This is a genomic window from Rhizobium brockwellii (assembly GCF_000769405.2).
GTDB classification, from domain to species: domain Bacteria; phylum Pseudomonadota; class Alphaproteobacteria; order Rhizobiales; family Rhizobiaceae; genus Rhizobium; species Rhizobium brockwellii.
Genome location: NZ_CP053439.1, coordinates 567753 through 591016 on the forward strand (window position 1 = coordinate 567753; position 23264 = coordinate 591016).

The 23264-nt window shown below is 62.1% G+C and carries 18 protein-coding genes; 10 read left to right on the forward strand and 8 right to left on the reverse strand.

Going from position 1 to position 23264, the window contains the following annotated elements:
* The first annotated feature begins 45 nt into the window (after positions 1-45).
* From RLCC275e_RS02810 to ubiA, 3 genes are all read left to right on the forward strand, one after another.
* A complete protein-coding gene (locus RLCC275e_RS02810) occupies positions 46-627 on the forward strand; it encodes a histidine phosphatase family protein (RefSeq protein WP_033181448.1) in 582 nt (193 codons plus the stop codon).
* Between the two features lie 156 nt (positions 628-783).
* Positions 784-1596, forward strand: a complete 813-nt coding sequence (locus RLCC275e_RS02815) for a MipA/OmpV family protein (protein ID WP_003556957.1) — start codon at positions 784-786, stop codon at positions 1594-1596.
* Positions 1597-1757: 161 nt separating this feature from the next.
* Positions 1758-2717 (forward strand): 4-hydroxybenzoate octaprenyltransferase, encoded by a 960-nt coding sequence (ubiA, locus tag RLCC275e_RS02820; RefSeq protein WP_033181447.1) that lies wholly within the window; start codon positions 1758-1760, stop codon positions 2715-2717.
* Between the two features lie 95 nt (positions 2718-2812).
* Here the strand turns inward: ubiA and RLCC275e_RS02825 are convergent, their stop codons facing one another.
* Complete coding sequence (locus RLCC275e_RS02825; protein WP_003556960.1) at positions 2813-3379, reverse strand: DUF6101 family protein; 567 nt, start codon at positions 3377-3379, stop codon at positions 2813-2815.
* A gap of 300 nt (positions 3380-3679) precedes the next feature.
* Between RLCC275e_RS02825 and RLCC275e_RS02830 the strand changes: the two genes are divergently transcribed.
* The gene (locus RLCC275e_RS02830) at positions 3680-7015 is read left to right on the forward strand and encodes a DUF1217 domain-containing protein (RefSeq protein WP_033181446.1); all 3336 of its coding nucleotides are present in this window, start codon (positions 3680-3682) and stop codon (positions 7013-7015) included.
* Positions 7016-7065: 50 nt separating this feature from the next.
* On the opposite strand, the gene RLCC275e_RS02835 is transcribed toward RLCC275e_RS02830, so the two are convergent.
* From RLCC275e_RS02835 to RLCC275e_RS02845, 3 genes are all read right to left on the reverse strand, one after another.
* Complete coding sequence (locus RLCC275e_RS02835; protein WP_033181445.1) at positions 7066-8502, reverse strand: FAD-binding oxidoreductase; 1437 nt, start codon at positions 8500-8502, stop codon at positions 7066-7068.
* A 35-nt stretch (positions 8503-8537) separates the two neighbouring features.
* The gene (locus RLCC275e_RS02840; protein ID WP_033181444.1) at positions 8538-9512 is read right to left on the reverse strand and encodes an L-threonylcarbamoyladenylate synthase; all 975 of its coding nucleotides are present in this window, start codon (positions 9510-9512) and stop codon (positions 8538-8540) included.
* Between the two features lie 207 nt (positions 9513-9719).
* Positions 9720-10328: a DUF6656 family protein gene (locus tag RLCC275e_RS02845; protein ID WP_033181443.1), complete on the reverse strand. Its 609-nt coding sequence runs from the start codon at positions 10326-10328 to the stop codon at positions 9720-9722.
* A 418-nt stretch (positions 10329-10746) separates the two neighbouring features.
* On the opposite strand from RLCC275e_RS02845, the gene RLCC275e_RS02850 reads away from it, so the two are divergent.
* Positions 10747-11991: an aromatic ring-hydroxylating oxygenase subunit alpha gene (locus RLCC275e_RS02850; RefSeq protein ID WP_033181787.1), complete on the forward strand. Its 1245-nt coding sequence runs from the start codon at positions 10747-10749 to the stop codon at positions 11989-11991.
* Positions 11992-12236: 245 nt separating this feature from the next.
* Entirely contained in the window at positions 12237-12716 is a 480-nt protein-coding gene (locus tag RLCC275e_RS02855) for a BA14K family protein (RefSeq protein WP_033181442.1), read from the forward strand.
* 244 nt (positions 12717-12960) lie between these two features.
* On the opposite strand, the gene RLCC275e_RS02860 is transcribed toward RLCC275e_RS02855, so the two are convergent.
* Positions 12961-13956: a transporter gene (locus RLCC275e_RS02860; RefSeq protein WP_033181441.1), complete on the reverse strand. Its 996-nt coding sequence runs from the start codon at positions 13954-13956 to the stop codon at positions 12961-12963.
* A gap of 208 nt (positions 13957-14164) precedes the next feature.
* Here RLCC275e_RS02860 and RLCC275e_RS02865 point away from each other — a divergent pair, with 208 nt between their 5' ends.
* Positions 14165-15943: an acyl-CoA dehydrogenase family protein gene (locus RLCC275e_RS02865; RefSeq protein WP_033181440.1), complete on the forward strand. Its 1779-nt coding sequence runs from the start codon at positions 14165-14167 to the stop codon at positions 15941-15943.
* 9 nt (positions 15944-15952) lie between these two features.
* Positions 15953-16708: a crotonase/enoyl-CoA hydratase family protein gene (locus RLCC275e_RS02870; protein ID WP_033181439.1), complete on the forward strand. Its 756-nt coding sequence runs from the start codon at positions 15953-15955 to the stop codon at positions 16706-16708.
* Positions 16709-16787: 79 nt separating this feature from the next.
* On the opposite strand, the gene RLCC275e_RS02875 is transcribed toward RLCC275e_RS02870, so the two are convergent.
* The 3 genes from RLCC275e_RS02875 to RLCC275e_RS02885 are packed head-to-tail and all read right to left on the reverse strand — an operon-like array spanning position 16788 to position 19833.
* Positions 16788-17798, reverse strand: a complete 1011-nt coding sequence (locus RLCC275e_RS02875) for an MBL fold metallo-hydrolase (RefSeq protein ID WP_033181438.1) — start codon at positions 17796-17798, stop codon at positions 16788-16790.
* Positions 17799-17800: 2 nt separating this feature from the next.
* Entirely contained in the window at positions 17801-19051 is a 1251-nt protein-coding gene (locus RLCC275e_RS02880) for a class I SAM-dependent RNA methyltransferase (RefSeq protein ID WP_033181437.1), read from the reverse strand.
* Positions 19048-19833 carry a TlyA family RNA methyltransferase gene (locus RLCC275e_RS02885; RefSeq protein ID WP_003556984.1) on the reverse strand — a complete coding sequence of 262 codons (786 nt, stop codon included), beginning with the start codon at positions 19831-19833 and terminating at the stop codon, positions 19048-19050. The genes RLCC275e_RS02880 and RLCC275e_RS02885 overlap by 4 nt, the downstream gene beginning before the upstream one ends.
* 93 nt (positions 19834-19926) lie before the next feature.
* Between RLCC275e_RS02885 and RLCC275e_RS02890 the strand changes: the two genes are divergently transcribed.
* Together RLCC275e_RS02890 and RLCC275e_RS02895 are read left to right on the forward strand one after the other, a co-directional pair.
* Positions 19927-20922: a DUF4424 domain-containing protein gene (locus tag RLCC275e_RS02890; RefSeq protein WP_033181436.1), complete on the forward strand. Its 996-nt coding sequence runs from the start codon at positions 19927-19929 to the stop codon at positions 20920-20922.
* 219 nt (positions 20923-21141) lie between these two features.
* Complete coding sequence (locus tag RLCC275e_RS02895; RefSeq protein ID WP_130677175.1) at positions 21142-23079, forward strand: methyl-accepting chemotaxis protein; 1938 nt, start codon at positions 21142-21144, stop codon at positions 23077-23079.
* Positions 23080-23264 lie beyond the last annotated feature (185 nt).

A 23264-nucleotide genomic window follows, 5' to 3' on the forward strand; every position in this document is an offset into this window, starting at 1 on the left:
CTGGCGGTTTTGCCGAGCGACCGATTCTCATGAAAGGACGTGCCGATGAGCAATGCGTTTCCCGAGATCTACCTGGTCCGCCATGGTGAAACCGAATGGAGCCTGTCCGGGCGCCATACCGGACGTAGCGATATTCCATTGACGGCGAACGGCGAGGCCGCCGCCCGCAAACTCGCCGACCGGCTGGCGGGCCTTGCCTTCTCCGCCGTCTGGTCGAGCCCGTCCGAGCGGGCCCGCAAGACCTGCGCGCTCGCCGGATTCGGCTCGGGCGCGGTGATCAAGGACGATCTCGCCGAATGGGACTATGGCGCTTATGAAGGCATCACCACCAAGGCGATCCTTGCCGACCGCCCCGGCTGGCAGCTCTTTCGCGATGGCTGCCCGAAGGGCGAGTTCGCCGCCGATGTCGGCGCCCGCGCAGACGCCGTCATCCATGCGCTTCGCCAAACGGCCGGCACCATCCTGATCTACTCAAGCTCGCATTTCCTGCGTGTGCTGGCCGCCCGCTGGCTTGGTCTGCCGCCCGAAGACGGCTCCCGTTTCGTGCTCGATACGGCCAGCATCAGCGTGCTCGGCTATGAACACGATCTGACCGAACCGGTCATCCGCCGCTGGAACCAGAGATAGGGAAGCGGTTGGAGCGGGTTTGCGGAGTTCGATAGCAGATGCCGCAGCCGTGTGGCCATTGTTTTGCCGTGGTTAACATTGGGGTAAGGAGATCAGGATAAATGTAGCGAACGCCGCCCTCCGCGGCTTTGTTTTTGCGTTTTCTGGAGTGCGGACGTGTCTCATCGATCAGTCGTATCGATCTCATTGGCTATTGCCCTTTTCTCTGCTGGCTCAGTGGCCGCCCAGGAAAGCGGCCAGCACTTCTGGTCCGGCGACTGGTACCTGAGCGTCGGCGTTGCCGGCTTCTCCGCCCCGAAATTCGAGGGCTCGTCGCATAATGAATTCAAGTTCAGCCCGCTGATTTCCGTCGGCCGCCAGGGTGCGGGCCCGCGTTTTTCCTCGCGCAACGACAATCCGTCCTTCGCCCTCATCGATAAGGGCGCCTTCCGCGCCGGCATCGTCGGCAAATTCGTGCCGTCGCGCGATGACGGCGACAGCAGCGATCTGAAGGGCTTGAAGAAGGTCAAATGGGGGGCGGAAGCCGGCGGTTTCGTCGAAGTCTACCCGACCGATTTCCTTCGCGCCCGCGCCGAAGTCCGCCAGGGCATCCGCTCGCATGACGGCATCGTCGCCGATCTCGCGGTCGATGCCTTCACCGACATCGCGCCCGACCTGCAACTATCAGGCGGCCCGCGCGCGACTTTCGCCACCAGCGGCTATTACGATGCCTATTACGGCGTCAACGCCAAGCAGGCCGCGGCAAGCGGCCTTGATCCCTATAAGCCGTCGTCGGGCATCCAGTCCTATGGCGCCGGCACGGCGCTGACCTGGAAGGCGACGGAAAACCTCTCGGCAAGTTCTTTCCTCGAATATAAGCGGCTGGCGGGTCCCGCCGCCGACAGCAGCCTCGTGCGCGACCGCGGCTCGAAGAACCAGATCCTGATCGGCGTCTCGGCCACTTATAAGTTCAATTTCTCACTGCAGTGATTGACGCGGCTGCGCCTCTCATCTCAGATGCGCAGCGCTGTAACACCTTGAATTGCCCTATAATTTCATCCTTGGATCGATTCCGATCCAAGGAGTGATAAAAGTGGCAGCGCAATGATCCCTTCTTGACCGCATCGACGCCCCGCCGCTAGATGAGCGGCATGCACGATACCGGCGACTTCAACGATCGCGTCTCCGACGCACCTTCCGATAACTGGGTCTACCGGATCCTGCCGCCATGGCTTTGGCCCTATGCGCAACTCGCGCGCTGGGATCGCCCGATCGGCTGGCAGCTCTTGATGTGGCCGTGCTTCTGGTCGGCGACACTTGCGGCCAATGCGGCGATCGGCGAGGGGATCTATTCCGGCAGCCTGCTGGTATCTCACCTGTTCCTCTATTTCATCGGCGCGGTCGCCATGCGCGGCGCCGGCTGCACCTATAACGATCTCGTCGACCACGAGATCGACATGGAAGTGGCGCGCACGCGGTCGCGTCCGCTGCCCTCCGGCCGCGTCACCCGCCGCCGGGCGAAGATCTTCATCGGCCTGCAGGCCCTAGTCGGCCTGTTCGTGCTGCTGCAGTTCAACTGGCTCAACGTTTTCCTCGGCGTGCTTTCGCTCGGGATCGTGGCGTTTTATCCCTTTGCCAAACGCTTTACCGACTGGCCGCAATTCTACCTCGGACTTGCCTTTTCCTGGGGCGCGCTGATGGGCTGGGCCGGGATTTTGGGCGGCCTCTCCTTTGCCGCCATCCTGCTCTACGCCGCCTCCGTCGCCTGGACGATCGGTTATGACACGATCTATGCGCATCAGGACAAGGAGGATGACGAACTGATCGGCGTCCGCTCCACCGCGCGCCTGTTCGGCGACAAGACGCGGCAGTGGCTGATCGGTCTTTATGGACTGACGCTGGCGCTGATGTTTATTGCTTTCGTTCTCGCTGGCGCCAATCTCATCGCGTTTCTGGGTCTGCTCGGTGCGGCCGGCATGTTCGCCTGGCAGATCGTCCGGCTCGATATCGATGATGCCGACCAGTGCCTGGCGCTCTTCAAGTCAAACAACCGCGTCGGCCTGATCATCTTCTTCGGCCTTTTCGTCTCGCTGCTGTTTGCCATTCCCTGATTGGGACGACGAATGAAACGATAAACCCGGCGCGGGCGCCGGGTTTCAAAATGGTTCCGAAGCGACGTTGCGGAATGGAACTGTCGCGTTTTTGTTCAGTTGCGGGCGATGATTTCCTTACCTTCGATCTTCATCGCAACGCCCAGCCGCCCGGTGGTGCGGCGCACGAGGAAGCGCGGACGGCGATTGGCGAAGTAGGAATGACGGCGGCGCGGCTTGAGATCGCTGGTGCGTAGGGCGCCGATGTGGTCTTCGAGCGGACGGGCGACGCCGTCGGCCTCGACCATCAGCATCGGAATGCGGAAGGCTTCCGACCAGCTGCGCCAGTCGGCGGCGATATCGCTGAGATCATGGGCGACGAGCAGCGGAATGCAGAGCTCCGGATCGGTGTGGTGAAGCTCCAGCGTAACGGTGACTTCGCCGTCGCCGTGGTCGATGGCGCGGGCGGCGACACCTTTGAAGACGCGCTTCGGCAGCGCAATCGAGAGCGGCAGGCCGCTGGAGGGGAGGACCTTGCGCAGGACCGCACCACGTTCGTCTATGGTGATATTGACGTCATCCGAACAATCATGGATGGCGTAGCTGACCTGTTGGGGAAAGCGGGACGGATCGAGGCGTAACGTCGTGCCAGCCCAAGCGGGCTTCATAACGGGATTGTTCATTTCATTCTACCCTTGTCTTACCTGAGAGCCGATTTCCGGTCTTCTCCTTGGGACTTTTCGTCCTCTATGGCCGACAATAGGCAGCCGCCGTTCCGTACAGCTTAAAAATTGCGGTTAAGAAAACTTTGCCTCCTCTGATGGTTATCAAAACCGAATCCGGCAGGGTTTCCGGAAGGTGAACGGCGTGGTGTGCTGAAGTGATGCATCCGGAGGTAAGCCTCAGGTAAGCTTTCCATGGCAAAATGTGCTCACCAGCATTTCGTCGTTCTTTTAGAGATTTTGCCGAAAAGGGCGCTTTTTATGATCACGGCTTCCCTCGCTTACACGATCCTGTCGCGGGATATGACGTCGAGCCTCAATAAGGTTGCGTCGCAAGCGACGGTCAAGAAGGATGCCCAGTACTACGCCGACCATATCAACAAGGTCACATCGGTCGACGACTTCCTCGGCGACTACAAGCTCTACAGCTATGCGATGAAGGCCTATGGCCTCGAAGACATGACCTACGCCAAGGCCTTCATGAAGAAGGTGCTCGAGAGCGATCTCACCGATCCCAACAGCTACGCCAACAAGCTGTCCGATACGCGCTACCGCGAGTTTGCCTCCGCCTTCAATTTCAACGAGCCGGCCAAGGACGTGCAGACGGACGCGCAGGAGGACGACCTCATCGGCCTCTACAAGCAGTCCTTCATCGATGCCGACAAGGCCGCGACTGCCGAGAGCACCTATTACAGCAACAATATTGATAGCGTGCAGACCGTCGACGACTTGGTCAACAACACCCGGCTGCGCACCTATGTGCTGAAGACCTTCAAGATCGATCCCACCTATGCGTCGAAGGATTTTCTGCGGCAGGTGCTGACCAGCGATCTCAGCGACCCCACGAGCGTCGTCAACACGCAAGGCGGCGACAAGTACAAGGCGCTTGCCGCCCAGTTCAGCTTCAACGCGGATGGCACGGTCACCGGCACGGCGCAGACCGCAACGCAGAAGGCTTCGGTCATCGAGTCCTACACCCTGAATTCCCAGTCCGTCATCATCGACAATTCGGTCGGTTCGGATGTCTACTACGTCGGCCAGACGGCGGCCGACTACAACAAGGCCTATTACACGGCGAAGATCGGCACGATCACCAATGTCGACGACCTGGTCGCCGACAAGCGCCTGGTCTCCTACATCACGACGGCTTACAGCATGGGCGCCGATTTCACCGCGGCAGCACTGCGCACGGTGCTGACTGACCCCGGCTACGCCCAGCTGATGGGTTTTACCAATGTCTACAATGCTTTCAACTTCAAGGCTGACGGGTCGACCTCCAGCACGGCGCGCGTCCAGTCGGTCGACCAGGCAAACAGCCTGCAGGCGGCGGCATCGAGCACGAGCAATTATTATTCCGTCACCTCGCAGTCGAGCGCGATCACCAATGTCGACGACCTGCTCGCCGACAACGTGCTGGCCCGCTACATCAAGGATGCCTATGGGCTCGGCACGAGTTTCAGCAATGCCGACCTGAAGAACATCCTGACGGATTCGACCTATGCCGCGGCCCAGGGCCATGCCGATCTCAATGCCGACTTTAATTTTCAGGCGGACGGCTCGATCAACGGTTCCGTGATCCAGACTGCGGCGCAACGGAAATCGACCACCGACAAGTCGGCGGCGAACGCAGCGCATTTCAACAGCATGATCGGCAGCGTTACCAATGTCGATGACATCATGTCCGATGCTGTTGCGGTCAGCTATATCAGAAACAGCATGCAGATCGCCGACAGCGTCTCCGATGCGACGTTGAGGACTTTCCTCGTCGACCGCACGGCTGCCAGTGCCCAGGGCTACAGCGACGTTCACGATCTCTTCAATTTCAAATCGGATGGTTCGGTCGCGACCCTTTACGCCTCGCAGACGGCAACGCAAAGTGCCAGCACCACCAGCAAGGCCAACGATGCGGCTGTCTATTACCAAGCCACCATCGCCGGCATCGCAGATGTCGATCAGTTGCTGGCGGACCAGAAGCTGAACAATTTCGTCCGCAACGCCTTCGGCATCCCGTCAACCGTCACCGACGTCGCTCTTCGCAATATCCTGACCGATCAGAGCGGCACCGGTACCTATGCCGATGTTGCCGGCGCCTTCAATTTCAAGGCGGATGGCACGCTCGAAGACGGCTTGCAGGCGCAGACGGCCACCCAGATTAGCAGCACCAAATTTGCCGCCGCAACGCGCACGGACGATTATTCCGCCCGGATGGCGACGATCGCCAATGTCGATGATCTCATCGCCGATCCCGCCATCACCAATTTCCTGAAGAGCACCTACAATCTGCCTTTCGATATCTCGGACGCCGATCTGAAGAGCATCCTGACCGATGCGACGGCCGCTGCCGCAGCCGGCCATGCCGATCTCAATGCCGACTTCAACTTCGCCGCCGACGGATCGCTTCCTGTGGTGAGCTCGGTCCAGACGGCCGACCAGGCACAGACCACCAACGACAATTACGCCGCACGCTATGACGACGAGCGCGACGAGGCGATCGATGAGGTCGCATCCAACTACCAGAAGCTTATGGCCGACAGCAGCAGCCTGTTGAATTTCTCCGACGTCAAGAGCGTCAATGATTTCCTGCGCAGCAATTCGGCCGCCGATTTCAGCAAGAGCAATGACAATCTGCCGGATCTCTACCATGTGGCGCTGCAGGCCTTTGGCCTGACCGACCAGGACGTCCCGCGCTCGATGATGCGCAAGGTCCTGACAAGCGATGCCTATGATCCGGATGGTTATATCGCCTCGCTCAAGGATGAACGCATCACCAACCTTGCCCGCGCCTTCAACTTCGGCCCCGACGGCAAGGCGGCGTCACCCTTCCAGGCGCTTCCCGACGCGACCCTGGCCAAATACGCCACCGACTACAAGTCGCATATCACCATGCTGATGAAAGACGGTCCGGTGAAGGACAAGGCAGCGAAGGATGCAACGACCGAGGTCGACTATTTCGCCAAGGGCATGGCGAAGGTGAAGTCGCTAGACGATTTCCTGGATGACAGCCGCCTGACCGACCTGGTGCTGAAGGCGAACAACCTTGACCCCAAGGATTACGACAAGGCCACGTTGAAGAAGATCTTCACGTCCGATCCCGACGACAAGAAGAGCTACCTCAACGCCAAGGCCGATGCGCGTTTCCAGGATATCGTCGCCGCCTTCAACTTCGACAAGGACGGCAATCTGACCCGCGCCAAGATCGGCACGATCCAGAACAAGGCGGCCGAGGACCACACCCAGGAACTCTACGTCCAGCAGACGATGGAAGCCCAGCAAGGCGAAAGCAACGACGGCGTCCGCCTAGCGCTCTATTTCGCCCGCAAAGCCCCGAGCATCACCTCGATCTATTCGATCCTCGGCGACAAGGCGCTCTATCAGGTCATCACCACAGCCTACAACCTGCCGTCGCAGATATCGGGCATGGACGTCACCAAGCAGCGCGATCTCCTCAGCCGCTTCGTCAAGCTCGAGGATCTCCAGGATCCGAAGAAGGTCGACAAGCTGCTGCGCCGGTTCACCGCGATGTACGACGTCCAGAACGCCACCCAGCAGTCGCCGGCGCTGATGATACTCACGGGCGGCGGCACGCAGCAAAGCTGATCGCCCCAACCTGCTGCACGCAGCAGGCGTGATCGCTCTGACCGTCGGCCTCACGGATCGAGGCTGACAACCTTTCCCGGGTTCATGATATCGGCGGGGTCGAAGGCGCGCTTGATGCGGCGCATCAGCTCGATTTCGATCGTTGGGCGGATCGCCGCCAACTCGTCGCGCTTCAGCTGGCCGATGCCGTGCTCGGCCGAGATCGAACCGCCATGCACCAGCACCAGCCCATGGACGATATGGTTCATCTCGCGCCAGCGGGCGATGAAGGCGGCCTTGTCGGCGCCGAGCGGCTGAGAAATATTGTAATGAATATTGCCGTCGCCCATATGGCCGAAGGCGCAGATGCGGGCGCCCGGCATCGCCGCCATCACCGCTGCTTCGGCCTCGGCCATGAAATGCGGGATCTTCGATACCGGCACGGAAACATCGTGCTTGATCGACCCGCCTTCCGGCTTCTGGGCATCCGACATGCTCTCGCGCATGTGCCAGATCGCTTTCTGCTGCGCTACCGATGAGGCGATAGCAGCATCAAGCACCAGCCCGGCCTCGAAGCCCTGTTCCAGCACGCCGTTCATCATCCGCTCAGCCGTCTCGGCCGAATCCGAGGTCGAAATGTCGATCAGCACATACCAGGGATAGGCCGCGTCCAGCGGATCGCGCACGCCGTCGATGTGGCGCGTGGTGATCTCGACGCCGAAACGCGGCATCAGCTCGAAACCGGTGAGCGAGGCGCCGCAGAGGCTGGAGGCCAGGTTGAAGAGGGCAAGCGCATCCGCCACCGAATTCAGGCCGGCGAAGGCCACCTGGTGGCCGAGCGGCTGGGGAAAGAGCTTCAGCACCGCGCCGGTGATGATGCCGAGCGTGCCCTCGGCGCCGATGAAGAGATCGCGCAGGTCGTAGCCGGTATTGTCCTTCTTCAGGCGGCGTAAGCCGTCCCAGATCTCGCCGGTCGGCAGCACCACTTCGAGGCCGAGGCAGAGCTGGCGCATATTGCCATAGGCAAGCACCGCCGTGCCGCCGGCATTGGTGGAAAGGTTGCCGCCGATGCGGCAGGAGCCCTCCGAGCCGAGCGACAGCGGAAACAGCCGCCCATGCGCCTCGGCCGCCTTCTGCACCTCGGCGAGGATGGCGCCGCCATCGGCCACCAGCACGTTCGCCACCGGATCGACATCACGGATCTTGTTCATCCGCTCGAGCGACAGGATGATATCGGACTTGCCCTGACGCGGCGTCTGGCCGCCGACGAGACCGGTATTGCCGGTCTGCGGCACGATCGCCGTTCCGGTCTCCGTCGCAAGCTTCATGATATCAGAAACTTCCCCAACCGCGCCGGGTTTCAGGAGGAGCGGGGAGGAGCCGTGATAGAGCCCGCGGTTTTCGATCAGATGCGGCGCAAGATCGTCCTCGCTGCGAAGCACGTATTTTTCGCCGACGATCGCGGCGAAGCGGTTGAGGAGTTCGGTGGAAATGCTGGAATTGCTCATTCGGGCTCGGTCCTCCATCGTCATGCGCGGTCTTTTCAGTCGCGGGGTGCGGCCGCCCGCTGCAGCCGGTCGTTGATCGCCTCGCCCAGCCCCTCCTCCGGAATCGGCGAAAAGGCGATGCTCCGGGCGCCGCTGGCATCGGCCCGCTTCATGTAGTCGAAAAGATTGGCCGCCGCCTCGGCGAGGTCGCCGCGCGGGCTGAGATCAAGGACGATCCGCGCACTGTCCGCGCCGGAGACCGCAGCGCTGCCGAAGGCGATCAACGCTTCGCCGGGCTCCACCGCCGTTGCATTGAGGCGCACGGAAGCACCCGGCGCGTAATGCGAGGCAAGCATGCCCGGCGCCTCGATGGCCGCCGATGCCGTCTTCGCCCGCAGCAGCGGTTGGCCGGCGATGCGCTCGATCTCGCGCGCCGCCAGTCCACCCGGCCGAAGCAGCCTGAGTTGGCCGCCCTCCGCCTTGACGATCGTCGATTCGACGCCGACAGCGCTTGGCCCCGCGTCGAGGATCAGCGGGATTTTTGCCCCGAGATCGGCTTCGACATGGGCGGCACTCGTGGCGCTTACCCCGCCTGAGGTATTGGCGCTGGGGGCTGCGAGCGGCCGTCCGAAGGCGCCGATCAACGCGCCTGCAAAGCCCTGCGGCACGCGGATGCCGACGCTGTCGAGCCCGGCGGTCGCCAGTGAATGGATCGGGCTTTCCGGCTTCAGCGGCAGCACGAGGGTCAGAGGGCCCGGCCAGAAGGCCCTGGCGAGTGCCCGTGAGACCGGGTCGAACTCGGCATGCTCTTCGGCCATGGCGAGGTCGGCCATATGGCAGATCAGCGGGTTGAAGCGCGGCCGTCCCTTTGTCTCGTAGATGCGGGTGATGGCCAAAGGATTGGTGGCGTCGGCTGCCAGGCCGTAGACGGTCTCGGTCGGGATGGCGATGGCAAAGCCGTCGGCAAGAGCAGCCGAGGCCGCCTCCAGCGCTGCCTGCCTGTCTGCTGTGATATCGATCGTGCGTGCCATGTCCTGCCCGTGTTAGTCCTGGCAGTCATTAGGCTTTCCACCGCCCGCGATCAATCGCGTTGTTCATCTATGCATGTCGCCCAAAAGTGTGCAGCGGTTTTGGGGCCACGGCATGCATCAGGCAAGGAATATGCATGTCGCCCAAAAGTGTGCAGCGGTTTTGGGACAACGACATGCATCAAGCAAGGACCTAAAGCGCGTCGCGCTTTAGAGTTGGCGGATGATTTCGCGCAGTTGTTCGTTGCGGGCGCCGAGCAGCAGGATGTTGCGGATCGCCGCCTGCGGATCATGAGTGCGGAAGAGCAGGCCGTTGCCGCGCACCGACCGGTCGATGGTCATCTTTTCCGCGGAGTTCTGGCCGGGTTTGATCGCGACGGCGAAATACATGCGGGAATAACCGACATCGATGCGCTCGAAGAAATTATCGTTCTCGCCGATGTCGGAATAGAAATTGGAGATATAGAAGGCCCAGCTGACCTCTTCGTAATGGGCGAATTTCGTCCGCGCGGCGGTGACGTGGCAATAGCCGAGATGCGGGCTGTCCTCCAGCGTCCGGTGGAAGATCATCTTCGGAAACTGGATCGAATGGTGAAAGCCGTTGATGTGCTGATGCGTCTTCTCGCCGGCCACCTGCAGCTTGCGGCCGGTCTTTGCCGCGACCTCGTCATGGGTGAAATAGCGTTTTTCCTCGGCTAGCCAATGCCGCCGCTCGCGGGGGATGCGGCCGGTGCGCAAAAATTCGGAATGCGCGGCAATCAGCTGCGGCTCTTGCAGTTTACCTGCTTCTTTCGCGTCGAAATAACGGAGTTTGGCCATGGTTCGCGTTCTTCGGTCGGTCTGAATCAGTAGCAGGATAGGACCGTATGCTTAAGGCGATGTTAAAAAATGGCCGCGGCAGCCGGCTGGCTGAAGGCAAATGCCGGCAGGTGTCGCAAACGCGACTGATTTCGATATCAGGCAGCCGACCTCTTTGCGGAGCGGGTCTTTACGCCATGTCGCAATTGACGATAATTGCCCGGAGAGTCGGGCGATGTCATCGACGGGGATGGGCAGCCTTAAGCCTTGCCGCATCCTGTCGTCAATGTCGAAGCCGATGTCGCATTACAACCAAGCGGCAGGCAAGCTCGGTGCTTAAATGACGCCATGAACAATTCTCCCGAAGGAGAAGGAAGCGGGCGCGCTTCCGCCGGCCTTCCCACCCGAGGGTGGCAACCGGGCGCACGAGGACATGAAGATGGATATTCACAGCAACGTTTTGCGTCAGCTCAAGAGCCGCCGTGAGGGCTTCAGCCTCGAACAGCCGTTCTATATCGACGAGGATTATTTCCAGCTCGACATGGAGATGATCTATTATCGCGACTGGCTGTTCATCGGCCATGATTGCGAGCTGCCGAAGCCGGGCGCCTATTTCACCGTCCAGATCGGCAGCTATCCCGTCGTCATCGTCCGCGGCCGCGACAATGTCATCCGCGCCTTCCACAACAGCTGTCGCCATCGCGGCTCACGCGTCTGCACCAAGGAGCACGGCTCCTCCGTGCGTCTCGTCTGCCCCTATCATCAATGGACCTATGATCTCGAAGGCAAGCTCGCCTTTGCTCGCCACATGGGCGATGATTTCGACAAATCAGGTTTCAACCTAAAGCCTGTCCATTGCGAAACCGTCGCAGGCTTTGTCTTCATCTGCCTTGCCAACACCGCCCCGGATTTCCAGCCGGTGCGCGACAAGATCGAACCCTACGTCGCGCCGCACCGGATCAGCGAGAGCAAGGTCGCCTTTCAGAGCACGATCATCGAGAAGGGCAACTGGAAGCTTGTCTGGGAAAACAACCGCGAGTGCTATCACTGCGCCGCCAATCACCCCGAACTCTGCCGCACCTATCCCGAAGCGCCGAGCGTGACCGGCACGGATGGCGGCGCCGACGATCCCGAGATCGCCGGCCATTGGGCGCGCTGCGAGGCGGCCGGCCTGCCGAGCAAGTTCCAGATTTCGCCGGACGGTCAGTTCCGCACCGCCCGCATGCCGCTGATCGAGGATGCCGAAAGCTACACCATGTCGGGCAAGCGCGCCGTCAAGCGTCCGCTCTCCGACGATATCTCGATCGGCCATATCGGCACCATGCTGCTCTTCCACTACCCGACGACGTGGAACCATCTGCTCGGTGACCACGCCATCTCCTTCCGGGTGCTGCCGCTCAGCGCCAATGAGACGGCGGTGACGACCAAGTGGCTCGTCCACAAGGATGCCGTCGAAGGCGTGGATTACAATCTCGAGGAACTGACCCACGTCTGGACCGAGACCAACGATCAGGATCGCCGCATCGTCGAGGAAAACGCCTTCGGCATTCACTCGCCCGCCTATGAGCCCGGCCCCTATTCCGCCTTGCACGAGGGCGGCGTCATGCAGTTCCTCGAATGGTATTCGAACTTCATGGTCAACCGTCTGCAGGGTGACCAGGCGAAAATCTCCGCCGTTGCCTGATCTCGCTAAAGCATGTCGCGCAAAAGTGTGCAGCGGTTTTGCGGTAACGACATGCCGAAAACTTGGACCTAAGGCGTGGCGGCGAATTTGAAAGATCGCGACGCGCTTTAGCTGCGCCGGTTAATCTCCGGTTCAGTTCAGGTTGTTTAAAAGGGAGAGCAGCTGGCCCGGGCCGCTTTCGGAACCATTCAGGCGCGAAAGCGTTGCTAGGCAGGCGGTGATCGCTGTTGAATGGGAGAGAAGCAATGATCGGGCTGAGAAACAAGATCGCGACCGCAGTTCTGGCTGCCGCCGTGGTGCTGACGGGCTTTGTGCCGTCGCAGGCAATCCAGATGCCCACCGCCCCGCAGGTGGAAAAGTCCTCCGCAGTCGAGAACGTCCAGTACCGCCGCTACTATCGCCCCGGTTACCGTCCGGGCTACCGGCCTGGCTATCGTCCCGGCGCCTATTACCGGCCCGGTTATTACGGCGGCTATCGCGGCTATTCCTATTACCGTCCGGGATACCGGCGTTATAACGGCTACTGGTATCCGCTTGCCGCCTTTGGCGCCGGTGCTGTCATCGGCGGCGCTATCGTCGCGCAGCCGCGTTACGTCGAGCCTGCGCCCCGCATGGGTTCGAGCCACGTCGCCTGGTGCGCCAACCGCTACCGGTCTTATCGCGCCTACGATAACACGTTCCAGCCCTATAGCGGCCCGCGCCAGCAGTGCTATTCGCCGTATTGAGGCTAGGCTGGAAGCGCGCTGCTCTCGATAAACGTCTGCCCCTCACCCTAACCCTCTCCCCGTAAACGGGGCGAGGGGACGTGCCTTGCGAGACGTCGGCGAGGAACGGAGAGGTTGCGGCTATCCCCCTTCGCCCCGCCTGCGGGGAGAAGGTGCCGGCAGGCGGGCGAGGGGCGGGGGAGTTCGCTACCCGTCGGATCGAGCCTAGGCCGCACCCTCGGCAGTCACGCCCGCACCATCACCCTCAAAGAATATCCACCCGCCTCAACAGCCACCAAGCAAACGCAATGGAGGCGACGATGAGGGCAACGGCGTATTCGGTACCGTAGTCGCCGACGGCGAAGGGCAGGTTTGCGGTGTTCATGCCGAAGAAACCCGTCACCAGGGTCGGCGGCAGCAGGAAGGCCGTCATGATCGACAGCAGATAGAGGTGACGGTTGGTTTCGGAGGATTGTTTCGAATCGATTTCTTCGTGCAGCAGGCGTGCCCGGTCCTGCAGCGCATAGATATCGTGGTCGACCGTTTCCAGCCGGCTCGTCAGCCGCCGCGCCACATCGTCGAAGCCGAAGGGCATCTCGTCGTCGTCAGCCGCTGCCGCCCGGCGCATCAGCGCCAGCACGGTGCGCAGGTGCCGATGCAGCCTGACCACGGTGCGCCGGACCGGCGCCAGACGCCGGCGCTCGTCGCGCTGCGCACTGTCGTAGACGATATCCTCGATCTGGTTCAGCTCTTCGGTGAGTTCGATGACGACCGCGATCAGCGTGCGCTGGAACTCGATCACCAGCAGTTCGAAGAGATCGACCGGCCGTGAAAATTTGCCGGGGTTCTTCTCGATCAGCGCCCGCGCCCGTTCGACGCTGCGCAGCGGCTGCAGCCTTGTGGTGATGATGAAGCGGTCGGACATGGCGAAATGCAGCCAGCCGAGATTGTTGGTATCCTGGGCGAAATCGCGCTGGCAATCGACGAGCGTGCCGTAGAGCATCTGCTCGTCGACGGTGATGGCCGCATGTGTGTCACGCGTCGTCAGCGCAGATTTCGCGTCCTCCGTCAGCCCGTCCAGCGTATCGAGCAAGGCCGGCACGCGGGCGTCGACAAGGTTGAGATGCAGCCAGTAGAAACAGTTGTCGGCGGTCAGTTCCGCCACCGTCGCACTGTTGTTCAGCCGCACCGCGGTCTTTTCTTCGGGCGAGAAGCGATAGGCCCAGACGAAACCGGGTATGTTGACGGGCAATGTGTCCATTGTTCGCCGGTCCTTTGCGAAGGCGATGTCTTCCCTTAGAGTTTGTTCATGACGTCCATTTGTCCAACGGTGCAAGAACAAAGCGTCATGCCGGGCGATTTATCGCATACCGGTCGAAGAAATCGAAATTGACGTTTACGTAAAAATCAATTAGCCCTTGCCTCGGAGGGGCTTGCCCAAGTGCAGGCCGGTCTGCGGAGGAAAAACCATGTACAAGGCGCCCGTCGAGGAAATCGCTTTCACGTTGAAACACGTAGCGGGCATGGGCGAGGCGATTTCAAAAGGGCTGCTCGGCGATCTCGGCGAAGATCTGGTCGACGCCATCCTCGCCGAAGCGGGACGTTTTGCCACAGAGGAAGTGGCGCCGCTCGCCGACATCGGCGATCGTCAGGGCGCCCGACTGATCGATGGCGAGGTCAGGCTGCCGGAGGGCTGGCGCGATCTCTATCGCCATTGGATCGCCGGCGGCTGGAACGGTCTGACGGCGCCCGAAGCTTTCGGCGGCCAGGCCTTGCCGCATATGCTGAATGTCGCAGCACTCGAAATGTGGAATTCCGGTTCCATGGCCTTCGCGCTCGCTCCGACGCTGACGATGGGCGCTATCGAGGCGGTCAGCACCCATGGCAGTGTTGCGCTGAAAGACAAATATCTGGAAAAGATGGTCTCCGGCGAATGGACCGGCACCATGAACCTGACCGAGCCGCATGCCGGCTCCGATCTCGGCGTGCTCAAGGCTCGCGCCGAGCGCCGCGATGACGGCAGCTACCGGCTCTTCGGCCAGAAGATCTTCATCACCTGGGGCGAGCATGATGCGGCCGACAATATCATCCATCTGGTGCTGGCCCGCCTGCCGGATGCGCCGGCCGGCACCCGCGGCATCTCGCTCTTCCTGGTGCCGAAATTCCTGGTGAACGATGACGGATCGCTCGGCGCCCGCAACGATCTCTTCTGCCACTCGCTGGAGCACAAGCTCGGCATCCATGGCTCGCCGACCTGCACGATGATCTACGGCGACGGAATATTCGGCGGTGAAAAGGGTGCTGTGGGATGGCTGGTCGGCGAGGAGAACAAAGGGCTGGCCTGCATGTTCACGATGATGAACAATGCCCGTCTTGCCGTCGGCATGCAGGGCGTGGCGATCGCGGAGGCCGCCACTCAGAAGGCGCTCGCCTACGCCAGAGAACGCACCCAGGGCAGGGCGCCAGGCGCAAGCGGCGCCGGCATGAGCCCGATCGTCGACCATCCCGACGTCGCCCGCATGCTCCTCACCATGAAGGCGCTGACGCAAGGGGCGCGCGCCATCTCCTATGCCTGCGCCCACGCGATCGACATGTCGCACCGGGCAGGTGACACCAGTCGCCACTGGCAGGAGCGCGCCGCCCTGCTGACGCCGATCGCCAAATCCTTTTCGACCGATGCCGGCGTCGACGTCGCCTCGCTCGGTATTCAGGTGCATGGCGGCATGGGCTTCATCGAAGAAACGGGTGCGGCGCGTTATCTCCGCGATGCCCGCATCGCCCCGATCTATGAGGGCACCAACGGCATCCAGGCGATCGACCTCGTTACCCGCAAACTGCCGCTCTCCGGCGGTGATCAGGTGAACGGCTTCATCGCCGAGCTCAGAGAGATCGCCGATGGCGTCCGCCGCTCCAATCTCGATGGTTTCGGCGAAACCGCTGCGAGGCTCGACGCTGCGATCGCCGATCTCGAGCAGGCGACCACCTGGCTCATCAAGGTGCTTGCCGAGAACAGGACCGCCGAGGCGCTCTCGGGTGCGACGCCCTATCAGCGCCTGTTCGGCCTGGTGCTCACTGGCTGTTACCTTGCCAAGGGCGGGCTTGCCGAAAGTGCCGATGGCGCGGCCGAAAACCGTATCGCGCTCTGCCGCTTCGCCGCCGAAAACCTGCTCGCCGAAACCGCCGCCCTTCGCGACCGGGTCGTCAATGGCGCGGCAAGCCTTGCCGCCGCCCGCATTCTGCTTGTCTGAGGAGACCTTATGACCGATCACATCATCGTCGAGCAGCCTTCCGCCCATCCCGGCGTCCAGTCGATCCGCTTCAACAGACCGGAAAAGAAGAACGCCATCACTCGGGCCATGTACCGGACGATGGCCGATGCGCTGAATGCGGCCAACACAAGCCCCGATATCCGCGCCACCGCTTTCCTCGGCACCGAGGGCTGCTTCTCGGCCGGCAACGACCTGAACGATTTTCTGGCTGCCGCAATGGGCGGCCGCGGCCTGGAGCAGGAAATCCTCGATTTCCTCTATGCGCTGGTGAATGCCGAAAAACCCGTCGTCTCCGGCGTCGACGGCCTTGCGATCGGCATCGGCACGACGATCCATCTCCATTGCGACCTGACCATCGCCTCCAGCCGCAGCCAGTTCCGAACACCCTTCGTCGATCTGGCGCTGGTGCCGGAGGCAGGTTCCAGCCTCGTCGCGCCGCGGCTGATGGGACATCAGCGTGCCTTCGCCATGCTGGCCGCCGGCGAAGCATTTTCGGCCGAGGAGGCGAGGGACGCCGGCCTGGTCTGGAAGGTCGTCGAGCCAGGCGAGGTCGATTCACTGACGCTTGGCCTCGCTGCAAAGCTTGCGGCCAAACCGCCGGAGGCGCTGCGCATCGCCCGCGATCTCATTCGTGGTGATCGTGGCGAGATCATCGCCCGTATCGACGAGGAGGCCCGCTATTTCTCCGCGCGGCTGAAAAGCGCCGAGGCCCGGGCCGCCTTCGAAGCCTTCATGCGCCGCTAGCGCCGATCTCGGTGGTGTCCTAAGTATCTATGGCAAGCAGGCCGACACCAAAACCAGTCCGGGAGCAAACGGAGACCGATCAGACCGCCGGCACATTGAATACCTCGCCGGCCCTGAGCGGCCGGAACCGTTCCGGGGGAATATCATGCTCGCGCATTGCGTCCTGCAACGCTCTTGCCGGCGCGTCGACCGCTTCATTTGTCAGTTGGAAGGTGGCGAAGTGATGCCCGGCGACATAGGCCGCATTTGCCAACGTCATCCCGATCACCGCCTCCTGCGGATTCTGGTGCTGCCCTTTCATGAACCAGCGCGGCTCATAGGCGCCGAAGGGTAAAATGGCCAGGCGAAAGCCGCCATGCTTCTGCTGTGCCGCTTTATAATTGATCCCGTGGTGAAAGCCCGTATCTCCGACGTGATAAATTTTTCCGGCTGGAGTCGATAAAACGAACGACGCCCAGAGTGCCATCCGGCGATCGGCGGTTCCGCGAGCGGACCAGTGGTGTGCAGGCTCGGCATCAATGCTTATTCCGGCGTGCGAAATGCGCTCGCCCCAGTCCATCGATGTCGTCTGTATATCGGGCACGGCACGGCGAATAATCGTGTCATTGCCGAGTGGCGTCACGACACGCGGCCGATGCTTCGCCCCTAACCGCCTGAGCGTTGCGATATCGAGATGATCATAATGATTGTGCGACACCAGCACGAGATCAATTGGCGGCAAATCATCGAATGCGATGCCCGGTGGGACGACGCGCCTGGGTCCGGCAAAAGCGAAGGGACTCGCGCGCTCTGACCACACCGGGTCGGTGAGGATATTGAGCCCAGCGACCTGCACGAGCATTGTTGCATGACCAACCATGGTCACCCTTAGATCCTCGCCGTCTACGCATGGATCCGGCTTGGCCGCCGGGTACGGACTTGGGACCGACTGCGGCCAGCGCTCACGGCCACCGCCGAATTGCCACCGCAGCAGATCGCGGAAACCAAGGGGTTCAATCCCTTCGGGATTGAAGAAATGCGTGCCGTCGAAATGATCGGACACTGGACCTTCATAGTAGGGGTTGCGTCTTTTGGTCTTTCCGACAGGCACGCCTATTTCTCCAGCGTCGCCACCACCTCGACATGCGAGGTCCAGAGGAACTGGTCGATCGGCGTCACTTGCGTGATCCGGTAGCCGCCCTCGACGAGGATCGCGAGATCCCGCGCCAGCGTCAGCGGATTGCAGCTGACGGCCACGATTTTCTTCACCGCCGAACGGGCAAGCTCCTGGCACTGGAACTCGGCACCCGCCCGCGGCGGATCGAAGACGACAACGTCATAGGGCTTGAACTCCTGCGTCATCAGGGGACGGCGGAAGAGATCGCGCTTTTCGACGGTGACCGGCTTCAGCCCTTGCGTGTTGCGCGCGGCATGGTCGAGTGCGGCGAGCGCCTTTGCTTCGGCTTCGACGGCGTGCACGCGGCCGATCCGCGCCAGCCGCAGCGAAAACGTGCCGGAGCCGGCAAAGAGATCGGCGATCCGCTTCGCCTTGCCGGCATGGGCAATGACCAATTCCGCCATCGCCTCTTCCGCTGGCTTCGTCGCCTGGGTGAAACCGCCGGGCGGCGGTGAAACCTGGATGCCGCCGAATTCGACCATCGGCTTCGACGGCTCGACGAGGATTTCGCCGTTCAGCGAAACACGGGCGATGCCGCGCAGGCCAAGCGCGGTCTCGATTGCCTTGCGCCGCTGCGGGTCGGAGAGTTTCTTCACGTCGTCGACGGAGACGTCGAGGCCGGAAAGCGTTTCGAGCACCGCGACGCGGAAAGGTTCGGCGCTGGTTGCGAGCGAAGCCGCAATCGCCCTGATCGCCGGCAGCCGGGCGATGATCCCTGCCGACGAGATCGGACATTCCTCGATGGCGACGATATGGTGGCTTTCGGCCTGGTTGAATCCAACAAGCATGTCCTTCTCGGTCTTGCGCGCCGCAAACACCACGCGCCGCCGTTCGCCCGGCCGGGCCGGAACGATCTCGCCGACCTCGGGTGTCAGTCCCTTGGATTTCAGCGCGTCGATGACCAGCTGGCGCTTGAAGGCGCCGTAGGGTGCATCTGCCATATGCTGCAGCGTGCAGCCGCCGCAGGTGCCGTTGAGGCCATCCGGGCCGAAATGCCGGCAGGGCGGCTCCTGCCGGTCGGGCGAGGGCGTCGTGATCGACATGATCGTGCCCTGGCTCTTGACCCGGGCAATCGCCACCGTTTCGCCGGGCAGGGAAAAGGGCACATAAACAGGTCCGCCGGCACTGCTGGCGATGCCGTCGCCCTGGGCGCCAAGCTTCTCGATCGTGACGGTTTCGGTGCTCACGGTTTCAATCCTGCCAGAAGGAATTCCTGATTGCCGTCGCCGCCGGAAATCGGGGAGGGGATGAGGCCGAGGCTTTTCCAGCCCATATCCTCGACGAACCAGCGCTCCAGTTCTGCAGCGACGGCGGGAGCAGACGAAGGGTCCTTCAGCATCCCGCCCTTGCCGATCGCCTCGCGCCCGGCCTCGAACTGCGGCTTGACCAGCAGCACGGCGACAGCGCCGGGTTCGGCGATCTCAAGGGCCGGCGCGAGCGCCAGTCTCAGCGTGATGAAGGAGACGTCGGAAACGATGAAGGTGGCGGGATGGTCGATATCGTCGGCCGTCAGGTTACGGGCGTTGAGGCCTTCTTTGTTCGTCACCCGCGGATCGCCTGATATGCGCGGGTGCATCTGCCCATGGCCGACATCGATCGCGGTGACATGCGCAGCACCGCGCTGCAGCAACACCTCGGTAAAGCCGCCGGTGGAGGCACCGACATCGAGACAGTGATGGCCGGCAGGATCGAGCCGGAAATGATCGAGGGCAGCGGCAAGCTTCAGTGCGGCGCGCGAGACATAGTCCTGCGCCGGGTCGTCGATCTCGATTGCCGCGTCTGCGCCAAACAGCGCGCCGGCCTTCGTGACCACCTGGCCGCCGATCCTGACAGTGCCGCGCTGCACGGCGTCGCGGGCGCGTGAACGGCTGGCAAAGAGGCCGAGAGAGACGAGAAGCTGGTCGAGGCGTTGGGTGTTTTGATCTGACATCGGCTGTGCATGACCGGCAAAGCCGCCGGTTGCAAGCATTTTGTTCCCAAGACCGTCATTGACCCTCAAAAGCTTTCGGCGATAATCCCACCGCGGCGATCGCGGGGCGTGCCGCAGACACGGGGGTGTTCCATGCTGAAGCTCTTCACTCTTCTTGTCGCGGCAGGGATTGCATCGCCCGCGCTCGCGAACGACACCATGGCCGAGGTCAAGACCGGCGGGCTGATCTTTGCCCAATCCGACGATGTCAGCATGGCGGAAGAGGATCTTTTCATCTCCGCTTCGGAAGTGCGTGTCGACTACGTCTTCGAGAACAGCTCCGACAAGGATGTCGAAAGCCTGGTCGCCTTTCCGATGCCTGACATAACAGGTCAGGTCGACAACAATTCCGCCATCTCCGATTATGACAGCGATAATTTCCTGCATTTCTCCACCGTGCAGGATGGCAGGCCGATCACCGCCAAGCTGCAGCAACGCGTCGTCTCGCTCGGCATCGACGTGACCGACGAGTTCGCCAAGCTAGGCATCCCCGTCCTGCCCTATAGCCAGAAGACGACCGAGGCACTTGCCAAGCTTCCCGAAACCGTCCGCAAGGACTGGATCGCCCGCGGCCTCGTCTATCCCATGGCTGCCGGCGATGCCGGGGTCGATCTCGTGCCGCTTTGGACGCTGCGCTCGACCTATTGGTGGCGCAGCACCTTCCCGGCGAAGAAGAAGGTCAGCGTCGAGCACCGTTACAAGCCTGCCGTCGGCGGCACGGTGGCCATCAGTTTTCTCGAAGGTGGCGAGCCGAAGGGGGAGCGTTTCGACGAATATTCCCGCAAATACTGCCTCGACGGAGATTTCGTCAAGGTTGCCCAGCAGCGTGTGCGGGAAGCCGAGGCCGGGGGCGCCAACTATACCGAAAGCTGGATCTCCTATGTGCTGTCGACCGGCGCCAACTGGGCGGGGCCGATCAAGCGTTTCCAGCTGACGATCGACAAGGGCAAGCCCGGCAGCCTCATCAGCTTCTGCGGCAGCAACGTTCAGAAGATCGGTCCGACCACCTTCCGGATGACAGCCGAGGATTTCGATCCCGCAAAGGATTTCGACATCCTGATCCTCAATCCTCCGGAAACGGCACAATAATCCGCAGGCTCGGCCGCTGTTGCGGTGCACAAATTTAAACAAATTTAAAGCCTGCCCGGATAGGTTCAGCGTGATTGCAGCGGTTCATCCGAACTGCTCGGCGCCATGAAGGCGCAAGCGCTTCCACGCCGATCATGTTCTCAGGGTCAAACATACCGGCGGTTGCGTCTCGCGCGACCTGCCTCTCGCCGCGTCGACTGTCGTCAGGAGAAATCACCGATGTCCGCCAAAAACATATCCTTGAACGGTAAACTTGCGGCCACGTTCGCAGCCCTCATTCTCATTTTCGTCGCCATTTCCGCTTTTGTTTATTCCAAGGCGACGGCGTCTGCGGCTGCTTCTGCCGAGCAGGAAAAGTCCGAGCTGCTCGTTAACCAGATCGACGATGCGCTGCAGGCAATGCTCGAGCAGGCCGTCAATCTGCGCGGCTTCATCCTCTTCCGCAGCGACAGCACCTATGGCGATGTCTTTGCCAACCGCGAGCGCATGCTGAAGGCGATTGCCGCTGCCAAGCAGACGGCGGCCGGCGAACCGCAGCTGGTCGAGATGATCGACGGCATGCAGAAGGCAGCCGACCTCTATTTCCATGAACTTGCCGAGCCGCAGACCAAGGCGCGCAAGGAAACCGACATGCCGATCGAAGAGGTCGTCAAGATCGGCGTCAACGCCACCAAGGGCCAGCTCGACGGTTTCCGCCAGGCCTCGGCCAAGATCAAGGCCACCGCGCGTGAAAAGTCGAACGCGCTTGCCGAGATCCGCGCCGATGCCAACAGCGATCTGAAGACGACGCTGCTTGCCGGCGGCATCCTCGCCTCGCTTGCAGCTGCCGTTCTCGCCTGGCTGATGTCGCGCACCATCGTCCGTCCGGTCGTCGGCATGACTGCGGCCATGGATCGCCTCGCCGGCGGTCAGAACGACATCGAGGTTCCGGCTACCGACCGCGGCGACGAAATCGGCCGCATGGCTCAGTCGGTTCTGGTCTTCAAGCAGGCGGCGATCGAGAAGCTGCGCCTTGCCGGCGAAACCGACCGCATGCGCGACGACGCCGAACGCCAGCGCCGTGCCGGCGACGAGCAGAAGGCGCGCGAGGAAGGCGAGATCCGCTATGCCATCGACGCCTTGGCGGGTGGCCTTGCCGAGCTTGCCAATGGCGATATGGCCGGTCGTATCCAGACGCCGTTCGCGGCCCAATATGACAGCCTGCGCAATGACTTCAACCATGCCGTCGAAAAGCTGCAGGCGGCACTGCAATCGGTCGGCCGCAACGCTTCGGCGATCAATGCCGGCGCCGGCGAAATCCGCTCGGCAGCCGACGATCTTGCCCACCGCACCGAGCAGCAAGCTGCCGCCGTCGAACAGACCGCCGCAGCGCTCGAAGAAGTGACGACGACCGTCCGCGACAGCGCCAAGCGCGCCGAGGATGTCGGCAATCTTGTCGAGCGCACCCGCCTGGGCGCCGAGAAATCAGGCGAAGTCGTCCGCAAGGCGGTCTCCGCCATGCAGCAGATCGAGAAGTCCTCGGGCGAAATCTCCAACATCATCGGCGTCATTGACGACATCGCCTTCCAGACCAACCTTTTGGCTCTGAACGCCGGCGTCGAAGCAGCGCGTGCCGGCGAAGCCGGCAAGGGTTTTGCGGTCGTCGCCCAGGAAGTGCGCGAGCTCGCCCAGCGCTCGGCGAAGGCCGCCAAGGAGATCAAGGCGCTGATCACCACCTCGGGCGAACAGGTCGTTGCCGGCGTCGGCCTCGTCGGCGAAACGGGCAAGGCGCTGGAGGTCATCGTCTCCGAGGTGCAGGAGATCAATCACCACGTCAACGCCATCGTCACCGCCACCCGCGAACAGTCGATCGGCCTGCAGGAGATCAACACCGCCGTCAACAACATGGACCAGGGCACGCAGCAGAACGCGGCCATGGTCGAGGAGCAGACCGCGGCCAGCCATGCGCTCGCCCAGGAGGCAAACGCCCTCGACGAACTGCTGCGCCAGTTCAAGCTCGGCCAGGCTGCCCCGGCGCCGCGCGCTGCCGTCGCCGGCACCAACGCCCGGCCGGTCGCCTCTCCGGCCCACGCCCTGACCCGCACCGTCGCCAAGGCCTTCGGCGGAAGACAGGCAACTGCTGCGGCGACCGTTCAGGAAGAGTGGACGGAGTTCTGAGAACGGAACCTTCGCAGGGACGTTAAATGAAGAGGGCGGTGCAGTGATGCGCCGCCCTTTTTTATTGGATGGACCTGCCGGGCAGCCCCCTCATCCGCCCTACGGGCACCTTCTCCCCGAGGGGAGAAGAGGCAATCGAGACGTTGCCGCAAATCTCTTCTCCCCAGCGGGGAGAAGGTGCCGGC